20 protein-coding genes are annotated in these 25,271 nt (G+C 63.2%); 18 read left to right on the forward strand and 2 right to left on the reverse strand.

Annotated elements, in window-relative coordinates; all coding sequences use genetic code 11:
- Positions 1-17: 17 nt before the first annotated feature.
- The 7 genes from NG900_RS23455 to NG900_RS23485 all read left to right on the forward strand — a co-directional run bounded on the left by NG900_RS23455 (position 18) and on the right by NG900_RS23485 (position 10,214).
- Positions 18-1,562, forward strand: a complete 1,545-nt coding sequence (locus NG900_RS23455) for a transglycosylase SLT domain-containing protein (RefSeq protein ID WP_252684251.1) — start codon at positions 18-20, stop codon at positions 1,560-1,562.
- Positions 1,563-1,721: 159 nt separating this feature from the next.
- A complete protein-coding gene (prpE, locus tag NG900_RS23460; RefSeq protein ID WP_252684253.1) occupies positions 1,722-3,620 on the forward strand; it encodes a propionate--CoA ligase in 1,899 nt (632 codons plus the stop codon).
- Positions 3,621-3,951: 331 nt separating this feature from the next.
- Positions 3,952-5,088, forward strand: a complete 1,137-nt coding sequence (gene carA, locus NG900_RS23465; protein ID WP_252684255.1) for a glutamine-hydrolyzing carbamoyl-phosphate synthase small subunit — start codon at positions 3,952-3,954, stop codon at positions 5,086-5,088.
- A 16-nt stretch (positions 5,089-5,104) separates the two neighbouring features.
- Entirely contained in the window at positions 5,105-5,779 is a 675-nt protein-coding gene (gene leuE / locus NG900_RS23470; protein WP_252684257.1) for a leucine efflux protein LeuE, read from the forward strand.
- Between the two features lie 16 nt (positions 5,780-5,795).
- Positions 5,796-9,041, forward strand: a complete 3,246-nt coding sequence (gene carB, locus NG900_RS23475; RefSeq protein WP_252684259.1) for a carbamoyl-phosphate synthase large subunit — start codon at positions 5,796-5,798, stop codon at positions 9,039-9,041.
- Between the two features lie 205 nt (positions 9,042-9,246).
- Positions 9,247-9,723, forward strand: coding sequence for a transcription elongation factor GreA (greA, locus tag NG900_RS23480; RefSeq protein ID WP_252684261.1), 477 nt, complete (start codon positions 9,247-9,249; stop codon positions 9,721-9,723).
- A gap of 23 nt (positions 9,724-9,746) precedes the next feature.
- On the forward strand, positions 9,747-10,214 hold the full coding sequence (locus NG900_RS23485) for a DUF4149 domain-containing protein (protein ID WP_252684263.1): 468 nt from the start codon (positions 9,747-9,749) through the stop codon (positions 10,212-10,214).
- A 51-nt stretch (positions 10,215-10,265) separates the two neighbouring features.
- On the opposite strand, the gene NG900_RS23490 is transcribed toward NG900_RS23485, so the two are convergent.
- Positions 10,266-10,766 (reverse strand): YhbY family RNA-binding protein, encoded by a 501-nt coding sequence (locus NG900_RS23490; RefSeq protein ID WP_252684266.1) that lies wholly within the window; start codon positions 10,764-10,766, stop codon positions 10,266-10,268.
- 108 nt (positions 10,767-10,874) lie between these two features.
- On the opposite strand from NG900_RS23490, the gene NG900_RS23495 reads away from it, so the two are divergent.
- From NG900_RS23495 to phoR, 11 genes are all read left to right on the forward strand, one after another.
- Positions 10,875-11,540, forward strand: coding sequence for an RlmE family RNA methyltransferase (locus NG900_RS23495; RefSeq protein ID WP_252684268.1), 666 nt, complete (start codon positions 10,875-10,877; stop codon positions 11,538-11,540).
- Between the two features lie 126 nt (positions 11,541-11,666).
- Positions 11,667-13,550 carry an ATP-dependent zinc metalloprotease FtsH gene (ftsH, locus tag NG900_RS23500; RefSeq protein WP_252684270.1) on the forward strand — a complete coding sequence of 628 codons (1,884 nt, stop codon included), beginning with the start codon at positions 11,667-11,669 and terminating at the stop codon, positions 13,548-13,550.
- A gap of 148 nt (positions 13,551-13,698) precedes the next feature.
- Positions 13,699-14,562 carry a dihydropteroate synthase gene (folP, locus tag NG900_RS23505; RefSeq protein WP_252684350.1) on the forward strand — a complete coding sequence of 288 codons (864 nt, stop codon included), beginning with the start codon at positions 13,699-13,701 and terminating at the stop codon, positions 14,560-14,562.
- Positions 14,563-14,675: 113 nt separating this feature from the next.
- Positions 14,676-16,019, forward strand: coding sequence for a phosphoglucosamine mutase (gene glmM, locus NG900_RS23510; RefSeq protein ID WP_252684272.1), 1,344 nt, complete (start codon positions 14,676-14,678; stop codon positions 16,017-16,019).
- 191 nt (positions 16,020-16,210) lie between these two features.
- A complete protein-coding gene (gene pstS / locus NG900_RS23515; protein ID WP_252684274.1) occupies positions 16,211-17,245 on the forward strand; it encodes a phosphate ABC transporter substrate-binding protein PstS in 1,035 nt (344 codons plus the stop codon).
- A gap of 88 nt (positions 17,246-17,333) precedes the next feature.
- Complete coding sequence (pstC, locus tag NG900_RS23520) at positions 17,334-18,308, forward strand: phosphate ABC transporter permease PstC (protein ID WP_252684276.1); 975 nt, start codon at positions 17,334-17,336, stop codon at positions 18,306-18,308.
- Between the two features lie 38 nt (positions 18,309-18,346).
- Positions 18,347-19,231 (forward strand): phosphate ABC transporter permease PstA, encoded by an 885-nt coding sequence (gene pstA, locus NG900_RS23525; RefSeq protein WP_252684278.1) that lies wholly within the window; start codon positions 18,347-18,349, stop codon positions 19,229-19,231.
- Entirely contained in the window at positions 19,228-20,019 is a 792-nt protein-coding gene (gene pstB, locus NG900_RS23530; RefSeq protein ID WP_252684280.1) for a phosphate ABC transporter ATP-binding protein PstB, read from the forward strand. The genes pstA and pstB overlap by 4 nt, the downstream gene beginning before the upstream one ends.
- 45 nt (positions 20,020-20,064) lie before the next feature.
- The gene (gene phoU, locus NG900_RS23535; protein ID WP_252684282.1) at positions 20,065-20,778 is read left to right on the forward strand and encodes a phosphate signaling complex protein PhoU; all 714 of its coding nucleotides are present in this window, start codon (positions 20,065-20,067) and stop codon (positions 20,776-20,778) included.
- A gap of 23 nt (positions 20,779-20,801) precedes the next feature.
- Positions 20,802-21,515: a phosphate regulon transcriptional regulator PhoB gene (gene phoB, locus NG900_RS23540; RefSeq protein ID WP_252684284.1), complete on the forward strand. Its 714-nt coding sequence runs from the start codon at positions 20,802-20,804 to the stop codon at positions 21,513-21,515.
- A gap of 92 nt (positions 21,516-21,607) precedes the next feature.
- Positions 21,608-22,936, forward strand: coding sequence for a phosphate regulon sensor histidine kinase PhoR (gene phoR / locus NG900_RS23545; protein WP_252684286.1), 1,329 nt, complete (start codon positions 21,608-21,610; stop codon positions 22,934-22,936).
- A 74-nt stretch (positions 22,937-23,010) separates the two neighbouring features.
- Here the strand turns inward: phoR and ppk1 are convergent, their stop codons facing one another.
- Positions 23,011-25,182, reverse strand: a complete 2,172-nt coding sequence (gene ppk1 / locus NG900_RS23550; RefSeq protein WP_252684288.1) for a polyphosphate kinase 1 — start codon at positions 25,180-25,182, stop codon at positions 23,011-23,013.
- Positions 25,183-25,271: the final 89 nt, after the last annotated feature.

The following is a 25,271-nucleotide window of genomic DNA, read 5'->3' on the forward strand; positions in this document are numbered from 1 at the left end:
CAACCCCTTAGAACTTGATGCGATCCGTGCGACTTCTTGCGGCAACTGTGCTCAGTCTGCTTCTGGCGGCCTGTGCCACGGCCCCCGGGCCGAATGCCGACACAGCCAGCACCAGCGCCTCCACCTCCGCCGGCCAGACTGCTGCGCCGGTCGTCAATGTCGATCAGCAGCCCGTGGCCTCCCTGAAAGGGCCGGCCAAGGATCTCTGGGCGCGCATTCGCCAAGGCTTCTCCATGCCCGACCTGCAAAGCTCGGCCGTGGATGACCGTGCCGACTGGTATGCGCAGCGTCCCGATGCCTTCCGCCGCATGGTGGATCGTTCCAACCGCTACCTGTATCACATCGTCGAAGAACTGGAGCGGCGCAACATGCCCACTGAACTGGCGCTCCTGCCGTTCGTGGAAAGCGCGTTCAACCCGCAGGCTGTGTCGAGCGCCAAGGCAGCCGGGATGTGGCAGTTCATCCCGAGCACCGGCAAAACCTACAACCTCAAGCAGAACGTCTTCCAGGACGAGCGCCGCGATGTGCTCGCCTCGACTGATGCGGCGCTCGACTATCTCTCCAAGCTGCATGACCAGTTTGGCGACTGGCAACTCGCGCTGGCCGCCTACAACTGGGGCGAGGGCGCGGTGGCGCGGGCCATTGCGCGCAACCAGGCGGCCGGTCTGTCGACGGATTACGTCAACCTGAACATGCCCGCCGAAACGCGCATGTACGTGCCCAAGCTCCAGGCGGTGAAGAACATCATCGCCAACCCGGAGCGCTATGGCGTCACGCTGCCGGACATCCCGAACCATCCGTACTTCGTGACGGTCACCACCTCGCGTGATATCGACGTGACGCTGGCCGCCAAGCTGGCCAACCTGCCGATGGATGAGTTCAAGGCATTGAACCCGTCATTCAACCGGCCGGTGATCCTGGGGGCATCGAACCCGCAGATCCTGCTGCCGTACGACAACGCGGAAACGTTCCAGTACAACCTGAACACGTATCGCGGCGGGCTGTCGAGCTGGACGGCCGTTACGGTCGGCAACCGCGAGCGTGTGGAGGTGCTGGCGGCGCGGTTGAAGGTCGACCCCGACACCATCCGCGAAATCAACCGCATTCCCAAGGGCATGCGCTTGAAGGCCGGCTCCACTGTGGTGGTGCCGCGCACGGACGGTCCCAAGGAAAGCGCGCCCGACATCAGCCCCGAACTGGCGGAGAACGCCACCATGGCTGTCGAGCCGGATCTGCCCGATCTGCGCCGCGTGGTGGTGCGTGCGGGCAAGCGGGACACGGTGACGGCGCTCTCCCGGCGTTATGGCGTGACGGTCGCTCAGATCCGCGCCTGGAACCAGTTGCCCGGCGAGGCCATCCCCAGGGGGCACAACGTTGTGCTGATGCTGCCGCAAGCGCGCGCTGGCAGTCGCGGTGGTCCGGTGCGCGTCGTGCGTGTCTCGGCTGCGGCGGGCCGAGCGACCACCACACGTGTGCCGACCGCGAAGGTGGCCGGCAAGCCTGTGGTCAAGGCCAAACCAGTGGCCAGCGCGTCCACATCGGCCAAGCGCAAGAAGCGCTGAGGCTGGCAAGAAGAGACGGCGTCCTGCGGGGCGCCGTTTCACTTTGTGGCGGCGTAAGGCCGGCTGCGGTAAGACCTGCGTAAGTTGCGAGCCGCACAGTAAGTGCATCGAGCACACCCAAGATTGAGCCGTCGCACACGATGGCCAGGAGACGACGTCATGCCCATGTCCGCAGCGTATCGCGCGCTGTATCAGCGTTCCATCAACGACCCTGCCGGCTTCTGGGGCGAGCAGGCGCAGCGCATCGACTGGCAGACGCCGTACAGCGCTGTTCTCGACGATTCGCGCTTGCCGTTCGCGCGCTGGTTTGTCGGCGGGCGCACCAACCTGTGTCACAACGCCATCGACCGGCACCTTGCCACGCGCGGCGAGCAGCCCGCCCTGGTGTACGTGTCCACCGAAACGGGCATCGAGACCACCTACACGTATCGCCAGCTCTATCGCGAGGTCAACCGCATGGCGGCAAGCCTCCAGGCGCTGGGCGTCAAGCGTGGTGATCGCGTGCTGATCTACCTGCCGATGATTCCTGAGGCGGCGTTTGCCATGCTGGCCTGTGCGCGACTCGGGGCGATTCACTCGGTGGTGTTCGGCGGTTTCGCATCCAACAGCCTCGCCACGCGCATCGATGACGCCACGCCGCGCATCATAGTCAGCGCTGATGCGGGCTCGCGCGCGGGCAAGGTGGTCGAGTACAAGCCTCTGCTTGATGCCGCGATCGACCTGGCCGCGCACAAGCCCGAGCGGGTACTGCTGGTCAATCGCAAGCTGGCGCCAATGCAGCACCACCCGCGCGATGTCGATTACGCCACGCTCGCTGCGCAGCATGCCGATGCGGACGTGCCCTGCGAATGGATGGAATCGAGCGAGCCTTCGTACATCCTCTACACGTCGGGCACGACCGGCAAACCGAAGGGCGTGCAGCGCGACACCGGTGGCTATGCGGTGGCGTTGGCCGCTTCAATCCCGCTCATTTTCGGTGCGCAGGCCGGCGACACGATGTTCACCGCATCGGATGTCGGTTGGGTCGTGGGGCACAGCTACATCGTCTATGCGCCGCTGCTCGCCGGCCTCACGACCGTCATGTACGAAGGTACGCCGATCCGTCCGGACGGCGCTGTCTGGTGGCGCATCGTCGAGCAATACCGCGTGAATGTGATGTTCACCGCGCCGACCGCTATCCGTGTGCTCAAGAAGCAGGACCCGGCGCTGCTGCAGCGGCATGATCTCTCCAGCCTGCGCCGCCTGTTCCTGGCCGGCGAGCCGTTGGATGAGCCCACGGCAAGCTGGATCGGCGAGGCGCTGCACAAGCCCATCGTCGACAACTACTGGCAAACCGAAACCGGCTGGCCGATGCTGGCCATCCCGCAAGGTGTCGAGCCCTCCACGCAGAAGCTCGGTTCGCCGGGCTTTCCGGTCTACGGCTACAAGCTCGACATCCTGGATGAGGCGACCGGCGAACCCTGTGCCCCCGGCGAAAAAGGTCTGCTGGCCGTTGCCGCGCCGTTGCCGCCAGGGTGCATGAGCACCGTCTGGGGCGACGATGCGCGCTTCCTGAGAACGTACTGGTCCGCATTCCCAGGTCGCCACATCTATTCAAGCTTTGACTGGGGTGTGCGCGACGAGGAGGGCTACGTCACCATCCTGGGTCGCACGGACGACGTCATCAACGTCGCTGGCCATCGCCTCGGCACGCGCGAGATTGAAGAGAGCCTCTCGTCGCACCCGGCGATCGCCGAGGTCGCGGTGGTGGGCGTGGCCGACCAACTCAAGGGGCAGGTGGCAATGGGGTTTGCCATCGTGCGTGATGCGTCGCGCGTTGCTGAGCCTGCAGATCGGCTGACGCTGGAAGGCGAACTGATGCGCACGGTGGAGGCGCAATTAGGAGCGGTGGCGCGGCCGTCACGCGTGTTTTTCGTTAATGCGCTGCCCAAGACGCGCTCGGGCAAGCTGCTGCGCCGCGCGATGCAGGCAGTGGCCGAAGGCCGTGATCCGGGCGATTTGACGACCATTGAAGACCCGACCGCGCTGGCGCAGGTGCAAGCGGCAATGCAGGGGTAGCAACGTAAGGAAAAGTGACGTGCCCGCCAGTCCGGAGGCGGGCCAGCGACACAGGCGGGCCGTCACAATTGACGGGCAACCCGCCGATAAGTCCTTCCTTTCATTGAGTTTTTTGCGGCGTCACGGTATAATTTTCAGGTTTGAGTTCAGAAACCCATCACCCTAGCGCCAACCGCTTCCTACCTCCCGCCTACCGCCCCGTCTGCCTCGTTTCCCGGTGAATTTCGCCCCGGTTTCGACGCGCAAACGGCCCGGATTCCGCGCAGCCGGAACTCCGCTTTGGCGCCAAGGCGATCAGGTCGGCACAGGGTGAATCCAGCAGGAGCTACCCGTGTTGCCGTCTTTCCCGCCCGCCATTCTTGCGCTTGCAGACGGCACGGTCTTTCGTGGCTATTCCATCGGTGCGGCCGGTCATACGATCGGCGAAGTGGTGTTCAACACCGCCATCACCGGCTATCAGGAAATCCTTACCGATCCGAGCTACTCGCGCCAGATCGTCACGCTCACGTACCCGCATATCGGTAACGTTGGTGTGAACCGTGAGGACGTCGAAGCCACGAAAGTCCATGCCGCCGGCCTCATCATCAAAGACTTGCCGCTTCTGGCATCGAACTTCCGCAAGGAACACTCGCTCTCGCACTACCTGAAGGGCGAGAAGGTCGTCGCCATTGCCGGCATCGACACCCGCAAGCTGACTCGCATCCTGCGCGAGAAGGGCGCCCAGAACGGCTGCATCCTGGCCGGCGAAGACAACGTGCAGAAGGCCATCGACCTGGCGCGCTCGTTCCCGGGCCTGTCGGGCATGGATCTGGCGAAGGTGGTGTCCGTCACCGAGCCGTACGAGTGGACCCAGACCGAATGGGAGCTGGGCCGCGGCTACGGCAAGCAGGAAGCGCCGAAGTACCACGTGGTTGCATATGACTTCGGCGTCAAGTTCAACATCCTGCGCATGCTGGCCGAGCGCGGCTGCCGCGTGACGGTGGTGCCGGCGCAGACCAGCGCGGCCGACGTGCTCGCGCATAACCCGGATGGCGTCTTCCTCTCCAACGGCCCCGGCGATCCGGAGCCGTGCGACTACGCCATCGCCGCTGCCAAGGAATTCCTCGAGCGCCGCATCCCGACGTTCGGCATCTGCCTGGGTCACCAGATCATGGGCCTGGCCGTCGGCGCCAAGACGCTCAAGATGAAGACGGGCCACCACGGTGCCAACCACCCGGTCAAGGATCTGCAGGACGGCCGCGTGGTCATCACCTCGCAGAACCACGGCTTTGCAGTGGACCCGGAATCGCTGCCGGCCAACGCACGCGTGACGCACGTCTCGCTGTTCGACGGCACGCTGCAGGGCTTCGAACTGACGGACCGCCCGGCATTCTGCTTCCAGGGTCACCCGGAAGCGTCGCCTGGCCCGCACGACATCGCGTATCTGTTCGACCGCTTCACCGCGGCGATGGACGCAGCCAAGCAATAAGGCAAACGAGATCGCCATGAACGCCTTCATGCTCGCCCACTTCGGCATCACCGAGTTCTGGACCTTCCTGCTCGGCACGATCTTCATCGTGCTGCTGCCGGGGCCGAACTCGATGTACGTGCTGTCGGTGGCGGCCCGTCGCGGTGTACGCGCGGGCTACCAGGGCGCATGCGGCGTGTTCCTGGGCGATGCCATCCTGATGGTGCTGTCGGCAGCGGGCGTGGCTTCGCTGTTGAAGGCGAGTCCGGCGCTGTTCTACGTTGTGAAGTACATCGGCGCGGCGTACCTGTCGTGGATTGGTCTGCAGATGCTGCGCGGTGCGCTGCGTAGCTGGCGTGCGCGCAAGGCAGGCGAGTCGGTCGAGCAGAACGCAGCCCCGGCCGATGAATCGCATCCGTTCAAGAAGGCGCTGATCATCAGCCTGCTGAACCCGAAGGCGATTCTGTTCTTCATCTCGTTCTTCATCCAGTTCGTCGATCCGCACTACGCATTGCCGGTGGTGTCGTTCGTCGTGCTGGGGCTGGTCTGCCAACTCTGCAGCTTCCTGTACCTGACCACCATCATCTTCGTGGGCGCGCGGCTGGCCGCGGCGTTCCGCGCGCGACGACGCCTGTCTGCCGGAATGAGCAGCGGCGTCGGCGCCATGTTTATCGGCTTCTCCGCCAAGCTGGCGACGGCCACACTGAATTAATCGAATCGAGCGGGTTATGCCAAAACGTACAGACATTAAAACCATCCTGATCATCGGCGCGGGTCCGATCATCATCGGCCAGGCGTGCGAGTTCGATTACTCCGGCGCGCAGGCTTGCAAGGCGCTGCGTGAAGAAGGCTTCAAGGTGGTCCTGGTCAACAGCAACCCGGCCACCATCATGACCGACCCCAGCACGGCCGATGTGACCTACATCGAGCCCATCACCTGGGAAGTGGTCGAGCGCATCATCGCCAAGGAGCGCCCGGACGCGATCCTGCCGACCATGGGCGGCCAGACCGCGCTGAACTGCGCGCTCGATTTGCACCGCCACGGCGTGCTCAAGAAGTACAACGTCGAGCTGATTGGTGCATCGCCGGAGGCCATCGACAAGGCCGAAGACCGCCAGAAGTTCAAGGACGCGATGACCAAGATCGGCCTGGGTTCGGCCAAGTCGGGCATTGCGCATTCGATGGACGAAGCGGTGGCCGTGCAGTCGCACATCGCCAAGGAAACCGGCACCAGCGGTTACCCGATCGTGATCCGCCCGTCGTTCACGCTGGGCGGCACGGGCGGCGGCATCGCCTACAACCGTGAAGAATTCGAAGAGATTTGCAAGCGTGGTCTCGACCTCTCGCCGACCAACGAGCTGCTGATCGAAGAATCGCTGCTCGGCTGGAAGGAATACGAGATGGAAGTCGTGCGCGACAAGGCCGACAACTGCATCATCGTCTGCTCGATCGAAAACCTGGACCCGATGGGCATCCACACCGGTGACTCCATCACCGTGGCCCCGGCGCAGACGCTGACCGACAAGGAATACCAGATCCTGCGTAACGCCTCGCTGGCCGTGCTGCGCGAGATCGGCGTCGACACGGGCGGCTCGAACGTGCAGTTCTCGATCAATCCGAAGGATGGCCGGATGATCGTGATCGAGATGAACCCGCGCGTCTCGCGTTCGTCGGCACTGGCTTCGAAGGCCACCGGCTTCCCGATCGCCAAGGTCGCCGCCAAGCTGGCCGTGGGCTACACGCTGGACGAGCTGAAGAACGAGATCACCGGCGGCGCGACCCCGGCATCGTTCGAGCCGTCGATCGACTACGTGGTCACCAAGGTGCCGCGTTTCGCGTTCGAAAAATTCCCGCAAGCTGATAGCCACCTGACCACGCAGATGAAGTCGGTGGGTGAGGTGATGGCCATGGGCCGTACCTTCCAGGAATCGTTCCAGAAGGCACTGCGCGGCCTGGAAGTCGGCGTGGACGGTCTGGACGAAAAGTCGACCGACCGCGACGAGATCATCGAAGAGATCGGCGAAGCCGGTCCGGACCGCATCTGGTATCTGGGCGATGCATTCCGCCTGGGCCTGTCGATCGACGAGGTTTACTCCGAGACGGCTGTGGATCCGTGGTTCCTCGCCCAGATCGAAGACATCGTCAAGACCGAAGCGCTGGTCAAGGCCCGCACGCTGGATAGCCTGTCGGCTGCCGAACTGCGCCTGCTCAAGCAGAAAGGCTTCTCCGATCGCCGCCTCGCCAAGCTGATGAAGACGACGGCCAAGGCCGTGCGCGAGAAGCGCATCGCTGAGAAGGTCCGCCCGGTCTACAAGCGCGTGGACACCTGCGCGGCCGAGTTCGCCACCAACACGGCGTACCTGTACTCGACGTACGAAGCCGAGCACGGCGAGTGCGAAGCCGAGCCGACCAACAACAAGAAGATCATGGTGCTGGGCGGCGGCCCGAACCGGATCGGTCAGGGCATCGAGTTCGACTACTGCTGCGTGCACGCCGCGCTGGCGCTGCGCGAAGACGGGTACGAGACCATCATGGTCAACTGCAATCCGGAAACCGTCTCGACCGACTACGACACCTCCGATCGCCTGTACTTCGAGCCGGTGACGCTGGAAGACGTGCTCGAGATCGTCGACAAGGAAAAGCCGGTTGGCGTGATCGTGCAGTACGGTGGCCAGACGCCGCTGAAGCTCGCGCTCGATCTCGAAGCCAACGGGGTGCCCATTATCGGTACGTCGCCGGACATGATCGACGCAGCCGAAGACCGTGAGCGCTTCCAGAAGCTGCTGCACGAACTGGGCCTGCGCCAGCCGCCCAACCGCACCGCGCGCGCTGAAGACGAAGCCCTCAAGCTGGCCGACGAGATCGGCTACCCGCTGGTGGTGCGTCCGTCGTACGTGCTGGGTGGCCGCGCGATGGAAATCGTGCACGAGCCGCGCGACCTCGAGCGCTACATGCGCGAGGCCGTGAAGGTGTCGAACGACAGCCCCGTGCTGCTCGACCGCTTCCTGAACGACGCCATCGAATGCGACGTGGATTGCCTTTCCGATGGCAAGCGCGTGTTCATCGGCGGCGTGATGGAACACATCGAGCAGGCCGGCGTGCACTCGGGCGACTCGGCGTGCTCGCTGCCGCCGTACTCGCTGTCGCAAGCCACCGTCGACGAACTCAAGCGCCAGACCGCCGCGATGGCCAAGGCGCTGAACGTGGTCGGCCTGATGAACGTGCAGTTCGCCATCCAGCAGAAGGGCGGCGAAGACATCGTCTATGTGCTGGAAGTGAATCCACGTGCGTCGCGTACGGTGCCGTACGTGTCGAAGGCGACCGGCATTTCGCTGGCCAAGGTGGCCGCGCGCTGCATGGCCGGCCAGTCGCTGGATTCGCAAGGCATCGAAACGGAAGTCGTGCCGTCGTACTACAGCGTCAAGGAAGCCGTGTTCCCGTTCAACAAGTTCCCGGGCGTCGATCCGGTGCTTGGACCGGAAATGCGCTCCACCGGCGAAGTGATGGGCGTCGGCAAGACCTTCGGCGAGGCACTGTTCAAGAGCCAGCTCGCCGCCGGTTCGCGCCTGCCCGAGAAGGGCACCGTGCTGATGACGGTCAAGGACAGCGACAAGCCGGCCGCAGTGGAAGTTGCCCGCGCCCTGCATACGCTGGGCTACCCGATCGTCGCGACGCGCGGTACGGCCTCGGCCATCGAGGCGGCCGGCATTCCGGTACGCGTGGTGAACAAGGTGAAGGATGGTCGCCCGCACATCGTCGACATGATCAAGAACGCCGAGATTGCCCTCGTGTTCACGACCGTCGACGAGACGCGTACCGCGATTGCTGACTCGCGCTCGATCCGCCAAGCCGCTCTGGCGCAACGCGTGACGTACTACACCACCATCGCTGGCGCTCGCGCCGCGGTGGAGGGCCTGAAGCACATGCAGAACCTGGATGTGTACGACCTGCAGGGGCTGCACGCCAGCCTGTAAGGTCGGATCAGGTCTTCGTCAGATCTTGCGACGCGGCATAGCGTCGCGCTCAGAACCCCCGGGGGTGGCGGTTGCCGCCTCCGGATGGTTCGCCTACACTACAGCGTTCGTGTCAAAACAACGACAGCCGCCGTCTGGCGGGTGTGCGCTACGCGCCCTCCCGCTTCGCAGCGGCTGATTTTTTTGTGATTCAGAATTACTCACTATGAGCACCATTCCCATTACCAAGCGCGGTGCCGAGATGCTCAAGGAAGAGCTGCAGCGCTTGAAGACCAAGGAGCGTCCGGCCGTCGTGACCGCCATCGCCGAGGCACGTGCCCAGGGCGATCTGTCCGAAAACGCCGACTACGATGCCGCCAAGGAGCGCCAGGGCTTTATCGAAGGCCGCATCCAGGAAATCGAATCCAAGCTGTCGGCGGCGCAGATCATTGACCCGGCCGCGCTCGACGCCGAGGGCCGTGTGGTCTTTGGCGCCACCATTGACCTGGAAGACCTGGACTCGGGCAAGCCCGTCACGTACCAGATCGTCGGCGATGACGAAGCCGATCTCGAAAGCGGCAAGATCTCGATCAGCTCGCCGATCGCCCGTGCATTGATCGGCAAGTTCGAAGGCGATGTCGCCACCGTGGTCGCCCCGGGCGGCGAGCGCGAGTACGAAGTTCTGGCTGTCAAGTACCTTTAATCCGCACCCGGAGCCGAACCGCCATGCCGCAGCGCTTCTTCCAGTTGCTTGCCACGGTGTGGTGCGGTTCGCTCTGGACCATTGGCTACGTCGTCGCGCCGACGCTGTTTGCCATGCTGGACGATCGCCAGATGGCCGGCTCGATTGCCGGGCGGCTGTTTCACGCAGAAGCCTGGATCGGCCTCGCGACAGGGTGCTTGCTTCTGCTGGCTGCCACGACGCTGGTCCGGCGCGGCCAAGCAGGGTACAAGCAGTTGCGCTGGCTGGTGCTGGCGATGCTGGTGTGTGTACTGGTGGGCTATTTCGGTCTGCAGCCGTTCATGGCATCGCTGCGCGCACAGGCCGATGTGCTGGGCGTGGCGGTGGGCGATTCGCCATATCGTGCCCAATTCGGCATGCTCCACGGCGTGTCGAGTGTTTTCTATCTGGTGGAAAGCCTGCTCGGCCTGGCGCTGATCTGGAAAGCTGCTGGCATCCGTCAGGTCGCCTGAGGGCAAAAAAAACCGGCTGAAAAAGCCGGTCATTTTTTGTGCGTGCACGAGTCAGGACAGTGCCTTCTTCTTCTGGCTGGTTTGACGCGGTTTGGCGCGTTTGACGTTGCCGCCGGCCGTGACTCGCTCGTTGCCGAGCACATTCAGGTGGATCGGTTTCGGGCGGCGTGTGCTGTTCGGATTCGGCTTGCGCACTGTTACCGAACGGGGACCGGCACCCACGGTGGTCTTGCGCGGCGGCTTGAGGTCGCGCGGCTGGTTTTCCTTCAGATAAGCCGGGCCTTCGCGCCAGATCACCAGCAGTTTGCCGATGTGCTGCACGGGCGCAGCTTGCAGGCGGGCGCAGATGGTGTCGTAGATTTCGATGCGCGCCTCGCGGTCATCGCCGGCGACGCGCACCTTGATCAGCGTATGGGCCGCCAGCGAGCGGTCGATTTCGGCCAGAACGGCCTTGGTCAGGCCCTCCGCACCGATGATGACGACCGGGTTCAACGCGTGCGCTTCCGAGCGCAGTTCCGATCGTTGGGCAGGGGTGAGGATGAGGGCGGGCATAAATGAGGGCGAAATCGCGCAAAAGGACAAACGGCGCGTATTATCCGCCAAAATCCCTCCCAGTCGCCATGTTTGGCGCGATGTTGGGGCGATATAGCAACCAATTCGATGGCAAAGAACAAGTTCAACCAGTCGTGGCTGCACGACCATATCAACGATCCGTACGTGAAGCTGGCGCAGCGCGAGGGCTATCGCGCCCGCGCCGCCTACAAGCTCAAGGAGATCGACGAGCAGGACAAGCTGATCAAGCCGGGCCAGGTCATCGTTGACCTGGGCGCCGCGCCGGGCAGTTGGAGCCAGTATGTGCGCAACAAGCTGGCCGCTTCACCGCGCGCCAAGGATGGCCGCATTGATGGTGCCATCGTCGCAATCGACATCCTGCCGATGGAGGCGATCGCCGACGTCGCCTTTATCCAGGGCGACTTCCGTGAGGAGGCGGTCTTCCGGCAACTCGAAGACATCACGCTGCAGGCCACGGGCGGGGGCAAGGTAGACCTTGTTTTGTCCGATATGGCCCCCAACCTCTCAGGTGTGGCGTCGGCGGACGCCGCGCGCATGGAGCACATCGCTGAGCTGGCTGTGGAATTTGCCATGGCGCACCTGAAACCTGAGGGGGCGCTATTGATCAAATGTTTTCACGGCAGCGGCTATAGTCAGATCGTCGAGATGTTCAAGCGCCATTTCAAGATCGTGGCGCCACGCAAGCCCAAGGCCTCCCGCGACAAATCGTCCGAGACGTTCCTGCTCGGCCGTCAACTCAAGCATCCGGGCTGACGGACGTTACACAGGAAAGGATCGGCGGCTGGGTGGTCAGCTGTCTTGCGGGCAATCAACCCGCGGCAGTATCCGTGCATTACAATGCCAAGCATCCCGTCAAGGCATTTCTAAAGGAGTCTCGCCTTGAATAACAACTGGTTTCAGAAGGCGGCCATCTGGCTGGTGATTGCCTTGGTGCTGTTCACCGTCTTCAAGCAGTTCGACAAGCCGCGCGCCCAAGAGGGTGTGACGTACTCGCAATTCATGGACGATGCGAAAGCCGGCAAGGTCAAGCGCGTCGAAGTCCAGGGCCGCACGCTGTTGGTCACGCCCAACGAGGGCAACAAGTATTCCATCATCTCGCCGGGCGACATCTGGATGGTCGGCGACCTGATGAAGTACGGCGTGCAGGTGACCGGTAAGGCGGAAGAAGAGCAAGGTGTGCTCCTGACTGCCCTTTACTATCTCGGCCCGACGCTGCTGATCATCGTGTTCTGGTTCTACATGATGCGGCAGATGCAGGGCGGCGGGAAGGGCGGCGCCTTCTCCTTCGGCAAATCCCGAGCGCGGTTGATCGACGAGAACAACAATAGCGTCACGTTTGCTGACGTGGCAGGGTGTGACGAATCGAAGGAAGAAGTCGTCGAACTGGTCGACTTCCTGAAAGATCCGCAGAAATTCCAGAAGCTGGGCGGCCGTATTCCGCGCGGCGTGCTGCTGGTTGGCCCTCCGGGTACCGGTAAGACGCTGCTGGCGCGTGCCATCGCCGGTGAAGCCAAGGTGCCGTTCTTCAGCATCTCTGGTTCGGACTTCGTGGAAATGTTCGTTGGCGTGGGCGCGGCCCGCGTGCGCGACATGTTCGAAAACGCCAAGAAGCAGGCGCCCTGCATCGTGTTCATCGATGAAATCGACGCGGTCGGCCGCCATCGCGGCGCCGGCATGGGCGGTGGTAACGACGAGCGCGAACAGACCCTGAACCAGATGCTGGTCGAGATGGATGGCTTCGAGGCCAACTCGGGCGTCATCGTCATTGCGGCAACCAACCGTGCTGACGTGCTCGACAAGGCGCTGCTGCGTCCCGGCCGCTTCGACCGCCAGGTCTACGTGGGCCTGCCGGACATCCGCGGCCGCGAGCAGATCCTGAAGGTCCACATGCGCAAGGTGCCGATCGGCAATGATGTGGATGCATCGGTGCTGGCACGTGGCACGCCGGGTTTCTCGGGCGCTGACTTGGCCAACCTGGTTAACGAAGCTGCGCTGTTTGCCGCACGCCGCAACAAGCGCGTGGTGGATATGCAGGACTTCGAAGACGCGAAGGACAAGATCTACATGGGTCCGGAGCGCAAGTCGGCCGTGATTCGCGAAGAAGAGCGCAAGGCGACGGCGTACCACGAGTCGGGTCATGCGGTGGTGGCCAAACTGCTGCCGAAGGCCGACCCGGTGCATAAGGTCACGATCATGCCGCGCGGCTGGGCTGGCGGTTTGACCTGGCAGTTGCCGGAGCACGACAAGCACTACGCCTATAAGGACACGATGCTGGAAGAGATCGCTATCCTGTTTGGCGGCCGTGCAGCAGAAGAGGTGTTCCTGGGCGCAATGAGCACCGGCGCCTCGAACGACTTCGAGCGAGCCACCAAGATGGCCCGCGACATGGTGACGCGCTACGGCATGAGCGATACGCTCGGCACCATGGTGTATGTCGATACCGAGCAGGACGGTTTCTTCGGCCGCATGGCATCGAAGACCGTTTCCGAGGCAACGCAGCAAAAGGTGGACTCGGAAATCCGCCGCATCGTTGACGAGCAATACGCTCTCGCGAAGGGCCTGCTGGAGACCAACCGCGACAAGGTGGAAGCCATGACCGCGGCGCTGCTCGAGTGGGAGACCATCGACGCCGACCAAGTCAACGACATCATGGACGGCAAGCCGCCGCGTCCGCCGCGCTATGGTTCCACCGGCGGTGGCAGCACGCCGCCGGGCGGTGGCACCCCGGCTGTGAATCCGGGTAACGTGCCGGCCACGGCCTGACGTCGCGTTAGTTTGTCGCCCTGGCCGCGACGCAGAGGAGCCGGTGCAAATGCACCGGCTTTTTTGTGGGCGCCTTTTTGGTTTGGCATGCCTGGCGTAACATTCCGGTCCTGCGCAGCATTCCGGTCTATCTATCTTGTCCGCTTCCATTCCCACTACAACGCACTTCCAGTGCGGACGTTTTCGCTACGCGCGTGATCAGCGCCCGCTGGTCATGGGCATTCTCAACGTCACGCCCGACTCGTTTTCCGATGGCGGCCAGCACGCGACGCGTGACGCCGCGTTGCGCCACGCAGAGCAATTGATTGCTGACGGCGCGGACATGATCGACATCGGCGGGGAATCGAGCCGGCCGGGCGCCGAGCCGCTGGGCCTGCAGGAGGAGCTGGGCCGAGTGCTGCCGATCGTCGAGGCGCTGCGCGATTGCGGCAAGCCTTTGTCGATCGACACGTACAAGCCCGAAGTGATGCGCGCCACGCTGGAAGCTGGCGCCGACCTGATCAATGACATCTGGGGTTTCCGTCGGCCGGGGGCGATTGAGGCGGTAACCCCAGGCAACGCAGGCCTGTGCGTCATGCACATGCAGCGCGACCCGGAAACGATGCAGGAAGCGCCCAGCTATGTCGACTTGATGGGCGAGGTCGAGACTTTCTTGCGCGCACGGACCGAAGCCCTGATGACTGCAGGCGTGGCCGCCGAACGCATCTCGCTGGACCCGGGATTTGGCTTCGGCAAGACGCCGGATCACAATCTCACCATGCTCAATCGTTTGGCACAGTTCGAGCGGATTGGGTTGCCGCTGCTAGTGGGTCTGTCGAGAAAGTCGACGTTGGGCGCCGTGCTGGGTGGCAAGCCACCCGCCGAGCGCATCACGGCCAGTGTGGCGGCGGCGTTGCTGTCGGCGGAGCGGGGTGCCTTCATCGTGCGCGTGCATGACGTGCGGCCGACAGTGGAGGCGATCCAGGTCTGGTGGGCCATGCGTCACGAACGTGTGAATCCGCCGCTGGCATGACAGCCGCCCCGGCCCTCACACGGCTGGGGGTCGAGCGAACAGGCGATTGTCCGGCCGTGGCCGGCGCCTTACAAACAAAGAAAGAAAGAAACATTCTCCAGGAGAGACTCTCAATGTCCAGGAAGTATTTCGGCACCGACGGCATCCGCGGGCGTGTCGGTGAAAGCCCAATCACGCCGGACTTTGTGCTGCGTCTCGGCTATGCGGCCGGCCGCGTGCTGGCTCATGGCAGCGAAGCACATGGTCATGGCCGTCCCACCGTGCTGATCGGCAAGGACACGCGCCTGTCGGGCTACATGCTGGAAGCCGCGCTGGAAGCCGGCTTTACCGCAGCCGGCGTGGATGTGCTGATGAGCGGCCCGTTGCCCACACCCGGTGTAGCGTATCTCACGCGCGCGTTGCGGCTGTCGGCGGGGGTGGTGATCTCGGCATCGCACAATCCGTACTACGACAACGGCATCAAGTTCTTCTCGGCCACAGGCGACAAGCTGCCCGACGAGACCGAGCTGCAGATCGAAGCCCAGTTGGAAAAGCCGATGGAATACGCGGCTTCCGACGCGCTGGGCCGTGCCCGCCGCATCGATGATGCCGCCGGCCGCTACATCGAGTTCTGCAAGAGTACGTTCCCCAGCGATCTGGACCTGTTTGGCATGAAGGTTGTGCTGGACAGCGCGCACGGTGCTGCTTACCACATCGCGCCGCACGTGTTCCATGAACTGGGCGCGGATGTAGTGTCGATCGGCAACCAGCCGAACGGTCGCAACATCAACGACGGCTATGGCGCAACGGCGCCGGGCAAGCTGGTCGAGGCCACGCGCGAGCATGGCGCCGACATCGGTTTGGCGTTTGACGGTGATGCCGACCGCCTTCAAGTGGTGGACCGCAATGGCCGCCTGTACAACGGCGACGAGCTGCTCTACGTGATGGTTCAGGCGCGCCGTGCCGCAGGCCAGACCGTGCCGGGCGCCGTTGGCACGCTCATGACCAACTTGGCCGTGGAGCTCGCGCTGAAGGCGCAAGGCGTGGATTTTGTACGCGCCAAGGTGGGTGATCGCTACGTGCTGGAAGAGCTGAAGAAGAACGGTTGGCTGCTGGGCGGCGAAGGCTCGGGTCACCTGTTGTGCCTGGACAAGCACAGTACCGGCGACGGCATCATCTCGGCATTGCAGGTGCTTGCGGCATTGCGTCGCAGCGGCCAAACGCTGGATGAAATGCTGGACGGCGTGCGCCTGTTCCCCCAGAAGCTCATCAACGTGCGGGTCGAGAAGGGCTTCGACTGGAAATCGCACGCTGCTCTGCAGGCAGCACTCAAGACCAGCGAGGCTGAACTCAATGGCAAGGGGCGGGTGCTGATTCGCCCTTCCGGCACCGAACCGGTCGTCCGGGTGATGGTCGAGGCACAAGATGCTGACGTCGCCAGCCAACATGCGGAGCGTCTTGCGGCAACGTTCCAGTAAGTTGCCGCCAGATCAGACAAAGTAGCTAAAAGCGGCCTTCGGGTCGCTTTTTTTATGCGCGCAAGTCGACATTCATGTCTTACAGGTCAGTTATGAGAAGTTTTCGTGTTGTCACGGAACTGTCATTTGAGCGGCCTAAAGTTCGGGGTGTCAAAAATCTGTCATCGCTCAACCGCTCCTCTGGAGAACTCATGAAACTGGTCAAGACCGCAATCGCTGGCGTGGCCGCGCTGGCTTTCGCTGGTGCCGCATTTGCTGTTGACATCACCGGCGCAGGCGCAACATTCCCGGCACCCGTCTACAACAAGTGGGCGGCCGACTACAACAAGGCAACCCAGACCAAGGTGAACTACCAAGGTATCGGTTCGTCGGGCGGCATCAAGCAGATCACCGCCAAGACCGTCGACTTCGGCGCATCGGACATGCCGCTGAAGGACGAAGAGCTGAACAAGGACGGCCTGATCCAGTTCCCGACCGTGATCGGCGGTGTGGTGCCCGTGATCAACCTGCCGGGCGTGAAGCCGGGCGAGCTGACCTTGAACGGCCAGATTCTGGGCGACATCTACCTGGGCAAGATCAAGAAGTGGAACGACCCGGCCATCGCCAAGCTGAACCCGAAGGCCAAGCTGCCGGACCAGGACATCCTGGTGGTGCGCCGTGCTGACGGTTCGGGCACCTCGTTCATCTTCACGAACTACCTGTCGAAGGTGAATGCCGAGTGGAAGAGCAAGGTCGGCGAAGGCACGACCGTGAACTGGCCGACCGGTACGGGTGGCAAGGGCAACGAAGGCGTGGCCGCGTTCGTGCAGCGTCTGGGCGGCGCAGTGGGCTACGTCGAGTACGCCTACGCCAAGCAGAACAAGATGACCTACGTGAACCTGCAGAACAAGTCGGGCGCCACCGTGCAACCGACCGCTGAAGCCTTCAAGGCTGCCGCTGCCGGTGCCGAGTGGAGCAAGACGTACTACCAGATCCTGACGGACGAGCCGGGCAAGGACGCATGGCCGATCGCCGGTGCGACCTTCATCCTGCTGCACAAGACGCAAGCCAAGCCGGAGCAGGGCGCCGAAGTCATGAAGTTCTTCGACTGGGCCTACAAGGGTGGCGACGATGCCGCCAAGAGCCTGGACTACGTGCCGCTGCCGGACGCTGTGAAGAACCAGATCCGCGCCACGTGGAAGTCGAGCGTGAAGGACGCATCGGGAAAGGTTGTCTACAACCACTGATGATGGCCTGACGTGCAAGGCGCGGGCGGTGCGATCCTGCCGCGCGCGCCATTTCAAAAGCTTCTCTCACGGCTGACCGGTTTCCCTCATGGCCACGCTCTCTGATTCTTCCGGCGCTTCCCGTATGCGCGCACCCAGCCGCCTCGGCGATCTGGTGTTCGGCGGTCTGACCCGCCTTGCCGCAATCGTTACGCTGCTGCTGCTGGGCGGCATCATCGTCTCGCTCGTCATCAGCGCTTGGCCCTCGATCCAGAAATTCGGCCTGTCGTTCCTGTGGAGCGGAGAGTGGGATCCGCCCTCTGACATCTACGGCGCGCTGGTGCCCGTCTACGGCACCCTGGTCACTTCGCTGATCGCGCTCATCATTGCCGTGCCCGTGAGCTTCGGCATTGCTCTGTTTCTGACCGAGCTGTCGCCAGCGTGGCTGCGCCGACCGCTGGGTACCGCCATCGAGCTGCTCGCCGCTGTGCCGTCCATCGTCTACGGCATGTGGGGCCTGCTCGTGTTTGCGCCGATCTTCGGCGAATACTTCCAAAAGCCGCTGGCCGCGACCATCGGCAAGATCCCGGTGATCGGGGCGCTGTTCCAGGGGGCGCCGATCGGCATCGGTCTGCTGTGTGCCGGTGTGATCCTGGCGATCATGATCATCCCGTACATCTCGGCAGTGATGCGCGACGTGTTCGAGATCACGCCGACGCTGCTCAAGGAATCGGCCTACGGCGTGGGTTGCACGACGTGGGAAGTCATGTGGAACGTGGTGCTGCCATACACCAAGGCCGGTGTGATCGGCGGTGTGATGCTGGGCCTGGGTCGGGCGCTGGGCGAGACCATGGCAGTGACGTTCGTGATCGGCAACACCAACCTGTTGTCCGACGCGTCGCTGTTCTCGCCGGGCAATAGCATCACCTCGGCGCTGGCCAATGAATTTGCGGAAGCAGGCCAGGGCCTGCACACCGCGGCACTCATGGAGCTGGGCTTGATCCTGTTCGTCATCACGTTCATCGTGCTGGCCGCATCCAAGCTGCTGCTTCTGCGTCTGCAGAAGAGCGAGGGTCAGAAGTGAACCAACGTGACCTACCTGATGCCATGAGACCCAATACCATGCGCACGTCCTCCATTCCTGCCGTCCGTGCCGACTCCGACAAGATCAAGTCTCGCCTGCAGGCCCGCCGCCGCAATGTCAACCGCGTAGCGCTCACGTTGTCGCTCGCCGCCATGGCTTTCGGCCTGGTGTGGCTGGCCTGGATTCTGTGGACTACGCTTTCGCTGGGCGTGGGCGGCTTGTCGATGTCGCTCTTCACGGAGATGACGCCGCCGCCCAACACGCCGGGAGGCGGTCTGGCGAACGCCATCGCCGGCTCGTTCATGCTGGTGGCGATGGCTACGCTGATCGGTACGCCGCTGGGCATCCTGGCCGGCATCTATCTGGCCGAGTATGGCAAGACGTCGATGCTGGCCAGCGCTACGCGCTTCATCAACGACATCCTGCTGTCGGCGCCGTCCATCGTGATCGGCCTGTTCGTGTATGCCGTGGTGGTGGCGAAGGTGCAGCATTTCTCCGGCCTGGCTGGCGTGCTTGCGCTGGCACTGCTGCAGATTCCCATCGTGGTGCGCACCACCGAGAACATGTTGAACCTCGTGCCCAACGCGATGCGTGAAGCCGCCATGGCGCTCGGCACGCCCAAGTGGAAAATGATTCTGTCGATCACACTCAAGGCCTCGTATGCCGGCGTGATTACCGGTGTGCTGCTGGCCGTGGCCCGCATTGCCGGCGAAACCGCGCCGCTGCTCTTCACCGCGCTGAACAACCAGTTCTGGAGCCTGGATCTGAATCAGCCGATGGCGACCATGCCGGTGGTGATCTTCAAGTTTGCGATGAGCCCATTCCCCGAGTGGCAGCAGCTGGCCTGGGCCGGGGTGTTCCTGATTACGCTGGGTGTGCTGGGGTTGAACATCCTCGCGCGTGCCTTGTTCACCAAGAAATGACCATGACTGCTACGTCCCTCGAAGTGCGCGCGCAAAGCCCGAAGATCGATGTTCGCGACCTGAACTTCTACTACGGCAAGTTCCACGCGCTGAAGAACATCTCGCTGCAGATTCCCGAGAAGCAGGTGACGGCGTTCATCGGTCCGTCGGGCTGCGGCAAGTCGACCCTGCTGCGTACGTTCAACAAGATGTACGCGCTGTATCCGGAGCAGCGTGCCGAAGGCGCCATCAACATGGACGGCGAGAACCTGCTGACGTCGAACATGGACATCGCTCTGCTGCGCGCCAAGGTTGGCATGGTGTTCCAGAAGCCGACGCCGTTCCCGATGTCGATCTACGACAACATCGCATTTGGCGTGAAGCTGTTCGAGCGCCTGTCGCGCTCGGAGATGGACGATCGTGTGGAATGGGCACTGACCAAGGCCGCGCTGTGGAATGAAGTGAAGGACAAGCTCAACCAGTCGGGCTATGGCCTGTCGGGCGGTCAGCAGCAGCGTCTGTGTATCGCACGCGGCATTGCCATCCGCCCTGAGGTGCTGCTGTTGGACGAGCCGTGCTCCGCACTGGACCCGATTTCCACGGGCAAGATCGAAGAGCTGATCGCCGAACTGAAGGATGACTACACCGTCGTCATCGTCACGCATAACATGCAGCAGGCGGCGCGTTGCTCCGACTACACGGCATACATGTATCTGGGCGAGCTGATCGAATTCGGCGACACCGAAAAGATCTTCATCAAGCCGCAGCGCAAAGAAACGGAAGACTACATCACCGGCCGCTTCGGCTGATCTGCAACAGCGCAGAAGCTGAATCGACAAGGCAAGGAGAACCCGATGTCCGACAAACATCTGTCGACGCAATTCGATACCGACCTGACCTCCATCAGCACCAAGGTGCTGCAGATGGGCGGCCTGGTGGAAGCGCAGATCGCACGTGCGATGCGCGCCCTGGCCAACTTCGACACCGCGATGTGCGATCAGGTGCTGGCGGTGGAGCAGGAGATCAATGCGCTCGAAATCGAGATCGACGGCGATTGCAACAACATCATTGCGCGCCGCCAGCCGACTGCGCGCGACCTGCGTCTGGTCATGGCCATCTCGAAGACCATCACCAATCTCGAACGCGCAGGCGACGAGGCCGCGAAGATTGCAAAGCGCACCAAGCGCCTCATGCAGGACCCGTCGGCACATGCGCTGAACTACGCCGGCGTGGAGCGTTCGGGCGAGATGGCCGCGACGATCCTGCGTCATGCGCTGGACGCCTTTGCACGCCTGGATACCGCCGAAGCCGTGTCGATCCTGCAGGAAGACAAGGCCATTGATGAGGAATTCCGCGGCTTCATGCGCGAACTCATCACGTACATGATGGAGAACCCGCGCACGATTTCGGTGGCGCTGGATCTGCTGTTCATTGCCAAGGCCATCGAGCGCATTGGCGACCACGCCAAGAACATCGCCGAGTTTATTATCTACATCGTCAAGGGAACTGACGTTCGGCATGCCGGGCGCGAGGCGCTGGAGCGCGAGGTCCAGGGCGAAGGCGAATAAAAGGCAGGATTGGAGACGTGAGTATGCCGAGCAGTATTCTGGTCGTGGAAGATGAACCGGCGATCGCCGAACTGATTGCCGTCAACCTGCAGCACGCAGGGCACTATCCGATCCGCGCGTATAACGCTGAACAGGCACTGTCGCTGATGAGTGACGTGCTGCCCGATCTCGTCCTGCTGGACTGGATGCTGCCGGGCAAGTCGGGCGTGATGTTCGCGAAGGAGTTGCGTGCCAACGAGCGCACGCGCCAGATCCCGATCATCATGCTGACCGCCCGCAGCGAAGAGCAAGACAAGATCATGGGCCTGGACAGCGGCGCCGATGACTACGTCACCAAGCCGTTCTCGCCCAAGGAACTGCTGGCCCGCATCAAGGCCGTGCTGCGTCGCCGCGCGCCGCAGCTGACCGACGATGTGGTCGCCATCAACGGCCTGAAGCTGGACCCGGCCACGCACCGCGTGACGGCCACGAACACCGAAGCAGAAAACCCGATCAAGCTCGACCTGGGCCCAACCGAGTTCCGCCTGCTGCATTTCCTGATGACGCATCCGGAGCGCGTGCACAGCCGATCGCAACTGCTCGATCAGGTGTGGGGTGACCACGTGTTCGTCGAAGAGCGCACCGTGGACGTGCACATCAAGCGCCTGCGCGCTGCACTGGCCCCCGGCGGCTACAGCAACATGATCGAAACCGTGCGCGGCAGCGGCTACCGCCTGGCGCGCAATCCGGGGCAGTAGCATCGTCTGATCGAACGCGCGAACCGGCGATGCCGACCGCGCGTCACACACCGCTCATGCGATCCCTGCGGTCCAGCGCTTAGAATGCCCTCATGAACGTCTTCTGGACCCGCTTTGCCGTCTTTGCTGCCCTGGTGGGCATCCTTACGGCATGTCTATATGTCTTCGCCAACCCCGTCATCGCGCTGGCCGTGCTCAGCGTGCTGCTGCTGGCGACGCTCCTGTATTACGTCTATCAGATCCAGCGCTTGTGGCGCGTGCTGGACTCACCGGCCTATGGCGAGATCCCCAGCGCGCTCGGTCTGTGGGGCGAGGTCTACTACCGTCTGCACCGGCTGATGAAGGGCTGGCGCACCCAGGTGCTGCAGGTCGAGCAACAGCACAGCCGCTTCATCCAGGCCATCCAGGCATCGCCCAACGGCGTGCTGATGCTCGACGGCGACGACCAGATCGAATGGTGCAACGCGGTGGCCGAGGAGCACTTCGGTCTCTCCGCTAAACGCGATCTGCGCCAGCGCATTACCCACCTGATCCGCCGACCGGAGTTCGTGCGCTACCTGGCGCGCGGCGAGTTCGAGGAGCCGCTCACCATGCATGACGTGGGCCCGCACAAGCAAAGCATCGTTTCTGCCCAGATCCTGCCGTACGGGGAGGACCGCAAGCTCCTGGTGTCGCAGGACATCACCAAGCTCGAGAACACCGAGGCGATGCGGCGCGACTTCGTGGCCAACGTCTCGCACGAGTTGAAGACGCCGCTGACCGTACTCTCGGGCTTTCTGGAAACCGTGCGCGACATTCCGCTGCCGGAAGAAGACAAGAAGCGCTATCTGGACATGATGCATGTGCAAGCCGTGCGCATGCAGCATCTGGTGGAAGACCTGCTGGCGTTGGCGACGCTGGAAGGCAACTCCGAGCCGCCGTCGCTGGCACCCGTGCCGATGCAGCGCATGATGCTGCAGCTTCAGCATGATATTGAAGCGCTCTCCGCCGGCCGGCATACCGTCAGCATGACCTGCGACCCGAGCGTGAGCGTGTGTGGCGCCGAGCTTGAATTGCTTTCCGCGTTCAGCAACCTGGCATCCAACGCCGTGCGCTACACCCCAGACGGCGGCACGATCCGCCTCGATTGGGGAGTGAAGGACGGGCACGCCGTGTACTCCGTCACCGATACGGGGATTGGCATTGCGCCCGAACACATTCCGCGCCTGACCGAGCGTTTCTACCGCGTCGACCGCAGCCGTTCGCGCGACACCGGTGGCACTGGCCTCGGTCTGGCGATCGTCAAGCATGTGCTCTCGCGCCACGGCGGCGAGCTGCAGGTGACCAGCGAGCACGGCAAGGGCAGCACGTTCCGCGCCGTGTTTCCGCCGGAGCGCACGGTGGTGCGCAGCGCCAGCATCAGCGACGAGCGCGCAGCCTGATCAGCGGTTTGCGCATCGCCAACGAAAACGCACGCTGTTGAGCGTGCGTTTTCGTTTGGGGGGCCGCGTTTGGGTCACCCTGCGGAGATCTCTACCGGAGCACGCACCGTCGGCTCGGCCGCCGTCGCTGCAGCCACGGCGGCTGCCGTTTCCGCCGCCGCCGCGGCCTGTGGCGAGAAGTGGTTCAGCAGTTCGAGCTGGCTGACACGCACGTGCTTGCCGCGCGTGCGGCGCTGCACGTAACTCCCATCGGGCTGCATCACCCAGGCCGATGCGTTGTCATGCAGATGCACCTGCAGGCTTTCCTTGATGACGCGCGCCTTGAGCTTGCGATCGAGCACCGGGAAGGCCACTTCGACGCGGCGGAACAGGTTGCGATCCATCCAGTCGGCGCTGGAGAGGTAGACGACCTCCTCGCCGCTCGCATGGAAGTAGTAGACGCGGTGATGCTCCAGGAAGCGTCCGACGATGGAGCGCACGGTGATGTTCTCCGACAGCCCCGGCACGCCCGGCTTGAGCGCGCATACGCCACGCACGATCAGGTCGATCTTCGCGCCTGCCCGCGACGCCTTGTACAGCTCGTCAATGATGGTGGGCTCCAGCAGCGCATTCATCTTGCCGATGATGCGCGCACGTTTGCCCGCGCGAGCGGCGCGCGCTTCGGCGCGGATATGCTCGATCAGGTTGTCGTGCATCGTGAACGGCGAGTGCCACAGGTGGTGCAGCTTGACCTGCGCGCCGGTGCCGGTGAGCAGCTGAAACACGTGGTGCACGTCTTCGCAGATCTGCTCGTTGGCCGTCATCAGACCGAAATCGGTGTAGAGGCGGGCGGTCTTGGGGTGGTAGTTGCCGGTGCCCAGATGCGCATAGCGGCGCAGTTTGACGGCCTTGCCCTTGCCGGAAACCTCGCGGCGCACCACCAGCAGCATCTTCGCGTGGCACTTGTGGCCCACCACGCCATAGACGACATGCGCGCCGGCAGATTCAAGCTGGTCCGCCCAGTTGATGTTCGTCTCTTCGTCAAAGCGCGCGAGCAGTTCGACGACCACGGTCACTTCCTTGCCGTTGCGCGCCGCCTTGATGAGCGCGTCCATCACCGACGATTCATTGCCGGTGCGGTAGACGGTTTGCTTGATGGCGACCACGTCCGGGTCTCGCGCGGCTTGCTGCAGCAGTTCCAGCACGGGCGTGAAGCTCTCGTACGGATGGTGCAGCAGGATGTCGCCCTGGCGGATGGCGTCGAATACGTTCGAACTGTTGGCCACCTGCTTGACCGTGGCCGGCACGTGCGGCGGATACTTCAGCACCGGCTTGTCGACCATGTCAGGCACCTGCAGCAGGCGCACCAGGTTCACCGGGCCCTTCACGCGATAGCAGTCCGTTTCGGCCAGGCCGAACTCCTGCTGCAGCCGAAGCACCAGCGCGGGCGACGTATCGTGCGCGAGCTCCAGGCGCACCGCATCGCCAAAGTGGCGCGTGGACAGTTCACCCTGCAGCGCCTCGCGCAGGTCGGTGATTTCATCTTCCGACACGAACAGGTCGGAATTGCGTGTCACGCGGAACTGGTAGCAGCCGTGCACGTCGATCTGCGGGAACAGCTCGTGCACAAAACCCTGCATGAACGACGACAGCAGCACGAATCCATATTGGTAACCCGACAGCTCCGGCGGCATCTGCACCAGGCGTGGCAGGGCACGTGGGGCCTGCACGATGGCCAGCTCGGCTTCGCGGCCGAAGGCATCCTTGCCCGACAGTTCGATGATGAAGTTCAGGCTCTTGTTGAGCACGCGCGGGAACGGGTGCGCCGGGTCCAGTGCCATCGGCGTGAGGATGGGCACGAGTTCGCGCTGGAAGAATTGGCGGCACCAGGCGCGCTGGGCTTCGTTCCAGTTGGTGGTCATGTGGAAGAAGACGCCTTCCTTCTCCAGCAGCGGCAGGATCTCGTCCTGCAGCATGGCATACTGTTGCGCGACCAGATGCCGTACCCGCGCCGAGACCACGCCAAATGCCTGCTGCACCGACAGCCCGTCGGGCGTGACCGACGAAGGGTTGTCGCGCATCTGCTCCTTCAATCCGGCAATGCGGATTTCAAAGAACTCATCGAGATTGCTCGACACGATGCAGATGAACTTCAGCCGCTCCATCAGCGGCACACCCGGATCCGCCGCCTGGGCGAGGACGCGGGCGTTGAATTCGAGGATGCCCAGTTCGCGATTGAGCAGGTCGCCGGTGGGCAATGTCGACATGTTGTGTTCAGACGAATGACGATCCGGCCACTTTTTCATAGTTAGGTGTCAAATTTGTGACACATTGAAATTGTCACGTGCGGGACACA

Source organism: Ralstonia soli, assembly GCF_023955655.1.
Lineage (GTDB): Bacteria > Pseudomonadota > Gammaproteobacteria > Burkholderiales > Burkholderiaceae > Ralstonia > Ralstonia soli.

Bases quoted from the DNA above. Each gene is read 5' to 3' on its own strand.
- NG900_RS23455 (WP_252684251.1), top strand. From the start codon at position 18: ATGCGATCCGTGCGACTTCTTGCGGCAACTGTGCTCAGTCTGCTTCTG.
- prpE (WP_252684253.1), top strand. From the start codon at position 1,722: ATGCCCATGTCCGCAGCGTATCGCGCGCTGTATCAGCGTTCCATCAAC.
- leuE (WP_252684257.1), top strand. From the start codon at position 5,105: ATGAACGCCTTCATGCTCGCCCACTTCGGCATCACCGAGTTCTGGACC.
- carB (WP_252684259.1), top strand. From the start codon at position 5,796: ATGCCAAAACGTACAGACATTAAAACCATCCTGATCATCGGCGCGGGT.
- greA (WP_252684261.1), top strand. From the start codon at position 9,247: ATGAGCACCATTCCCATTACCAAGCGCGGTGCCGAGATGCTCAAGGAA.
- NG900_RS23485 (WP_252684263.1), top strand. From the start codon at position 9,747: ATGCCGCAGCGCTTCTTCCAGTTGCTTGCCACGGTGTGGTGCGGTTCG.
- NG900_RS23490 (WP_252684266.1), bottom strand. From the start codon at position 10,766: ATGCCCGCCCTCATCCTCACCCCTGCCCAACGATCGGAACTGCGCTCG.
- NG900_RS23495 (WP_252684268.1), top strand. From the start codon at position 10,875: ATGGCAAAGAACAAGTTCAACCAGTCGTGGCTGCACGACCATATCAAC.
- glmM (WP_252684272.1), top strand. From the start codon at position 14,676: ATGTCCAGGAAGTATTTCGGCACCGACGGCATCCGCGGGCGTGTCGGT.
- pstS (WP_252684274.1), top strand. From the start codon at position 16,211: ATGAAACTGGTCAAGACCGCAATCGCTGGCGTGGCCGCGCTGGCTTTC.
- pstC (WP_252684276.1), top strand. From the start codon at position 17,334: ATGGCCACGCTCTCTGATTCTTCCGGCGCTTCCCGTATGCGCGCACCC.
- pstA (WP_252684278.1), top strand. From the start codon at position 18,347: ATGCGCACGTCCTCCATTCCTGCCGTCCGTGCCGACTCCGACAAGATC.
- pstB (WP_252684280.1), top strand. From the start codon at position 19,228: ATGACCATGACTGCTACGTCCCTCGAAGTGCGCGCGCAAAGCCCGAAG.
- phoU (WP_252684282.1), top strand. From the start codon at position 20,065: ATGTCCGACAAACATCTGTCGACGCAATTCGATACCGACCTGACCTCC.
- phoB (WP_252684284.1), top strand. From the start codon at position 20,802: ATGCCGAGCAGTATTCTGGTCGTGGAAGATGAACCGGCGATCGCCGAA.
- phoR (WP_252684286.1), top strand. From the start codon at position 21,608: ATGAACGTCTTCTGGACCCGCTTTGCCGTCTTTGCTGCCCTGGTGGGC.
- ppk1 (WP_252684288.1), bottom strand. From the start codon at position 25,182: ATGTCGACATTGCCCACCGGCGACCTGCTCAATCGCGAACTGGGCATC.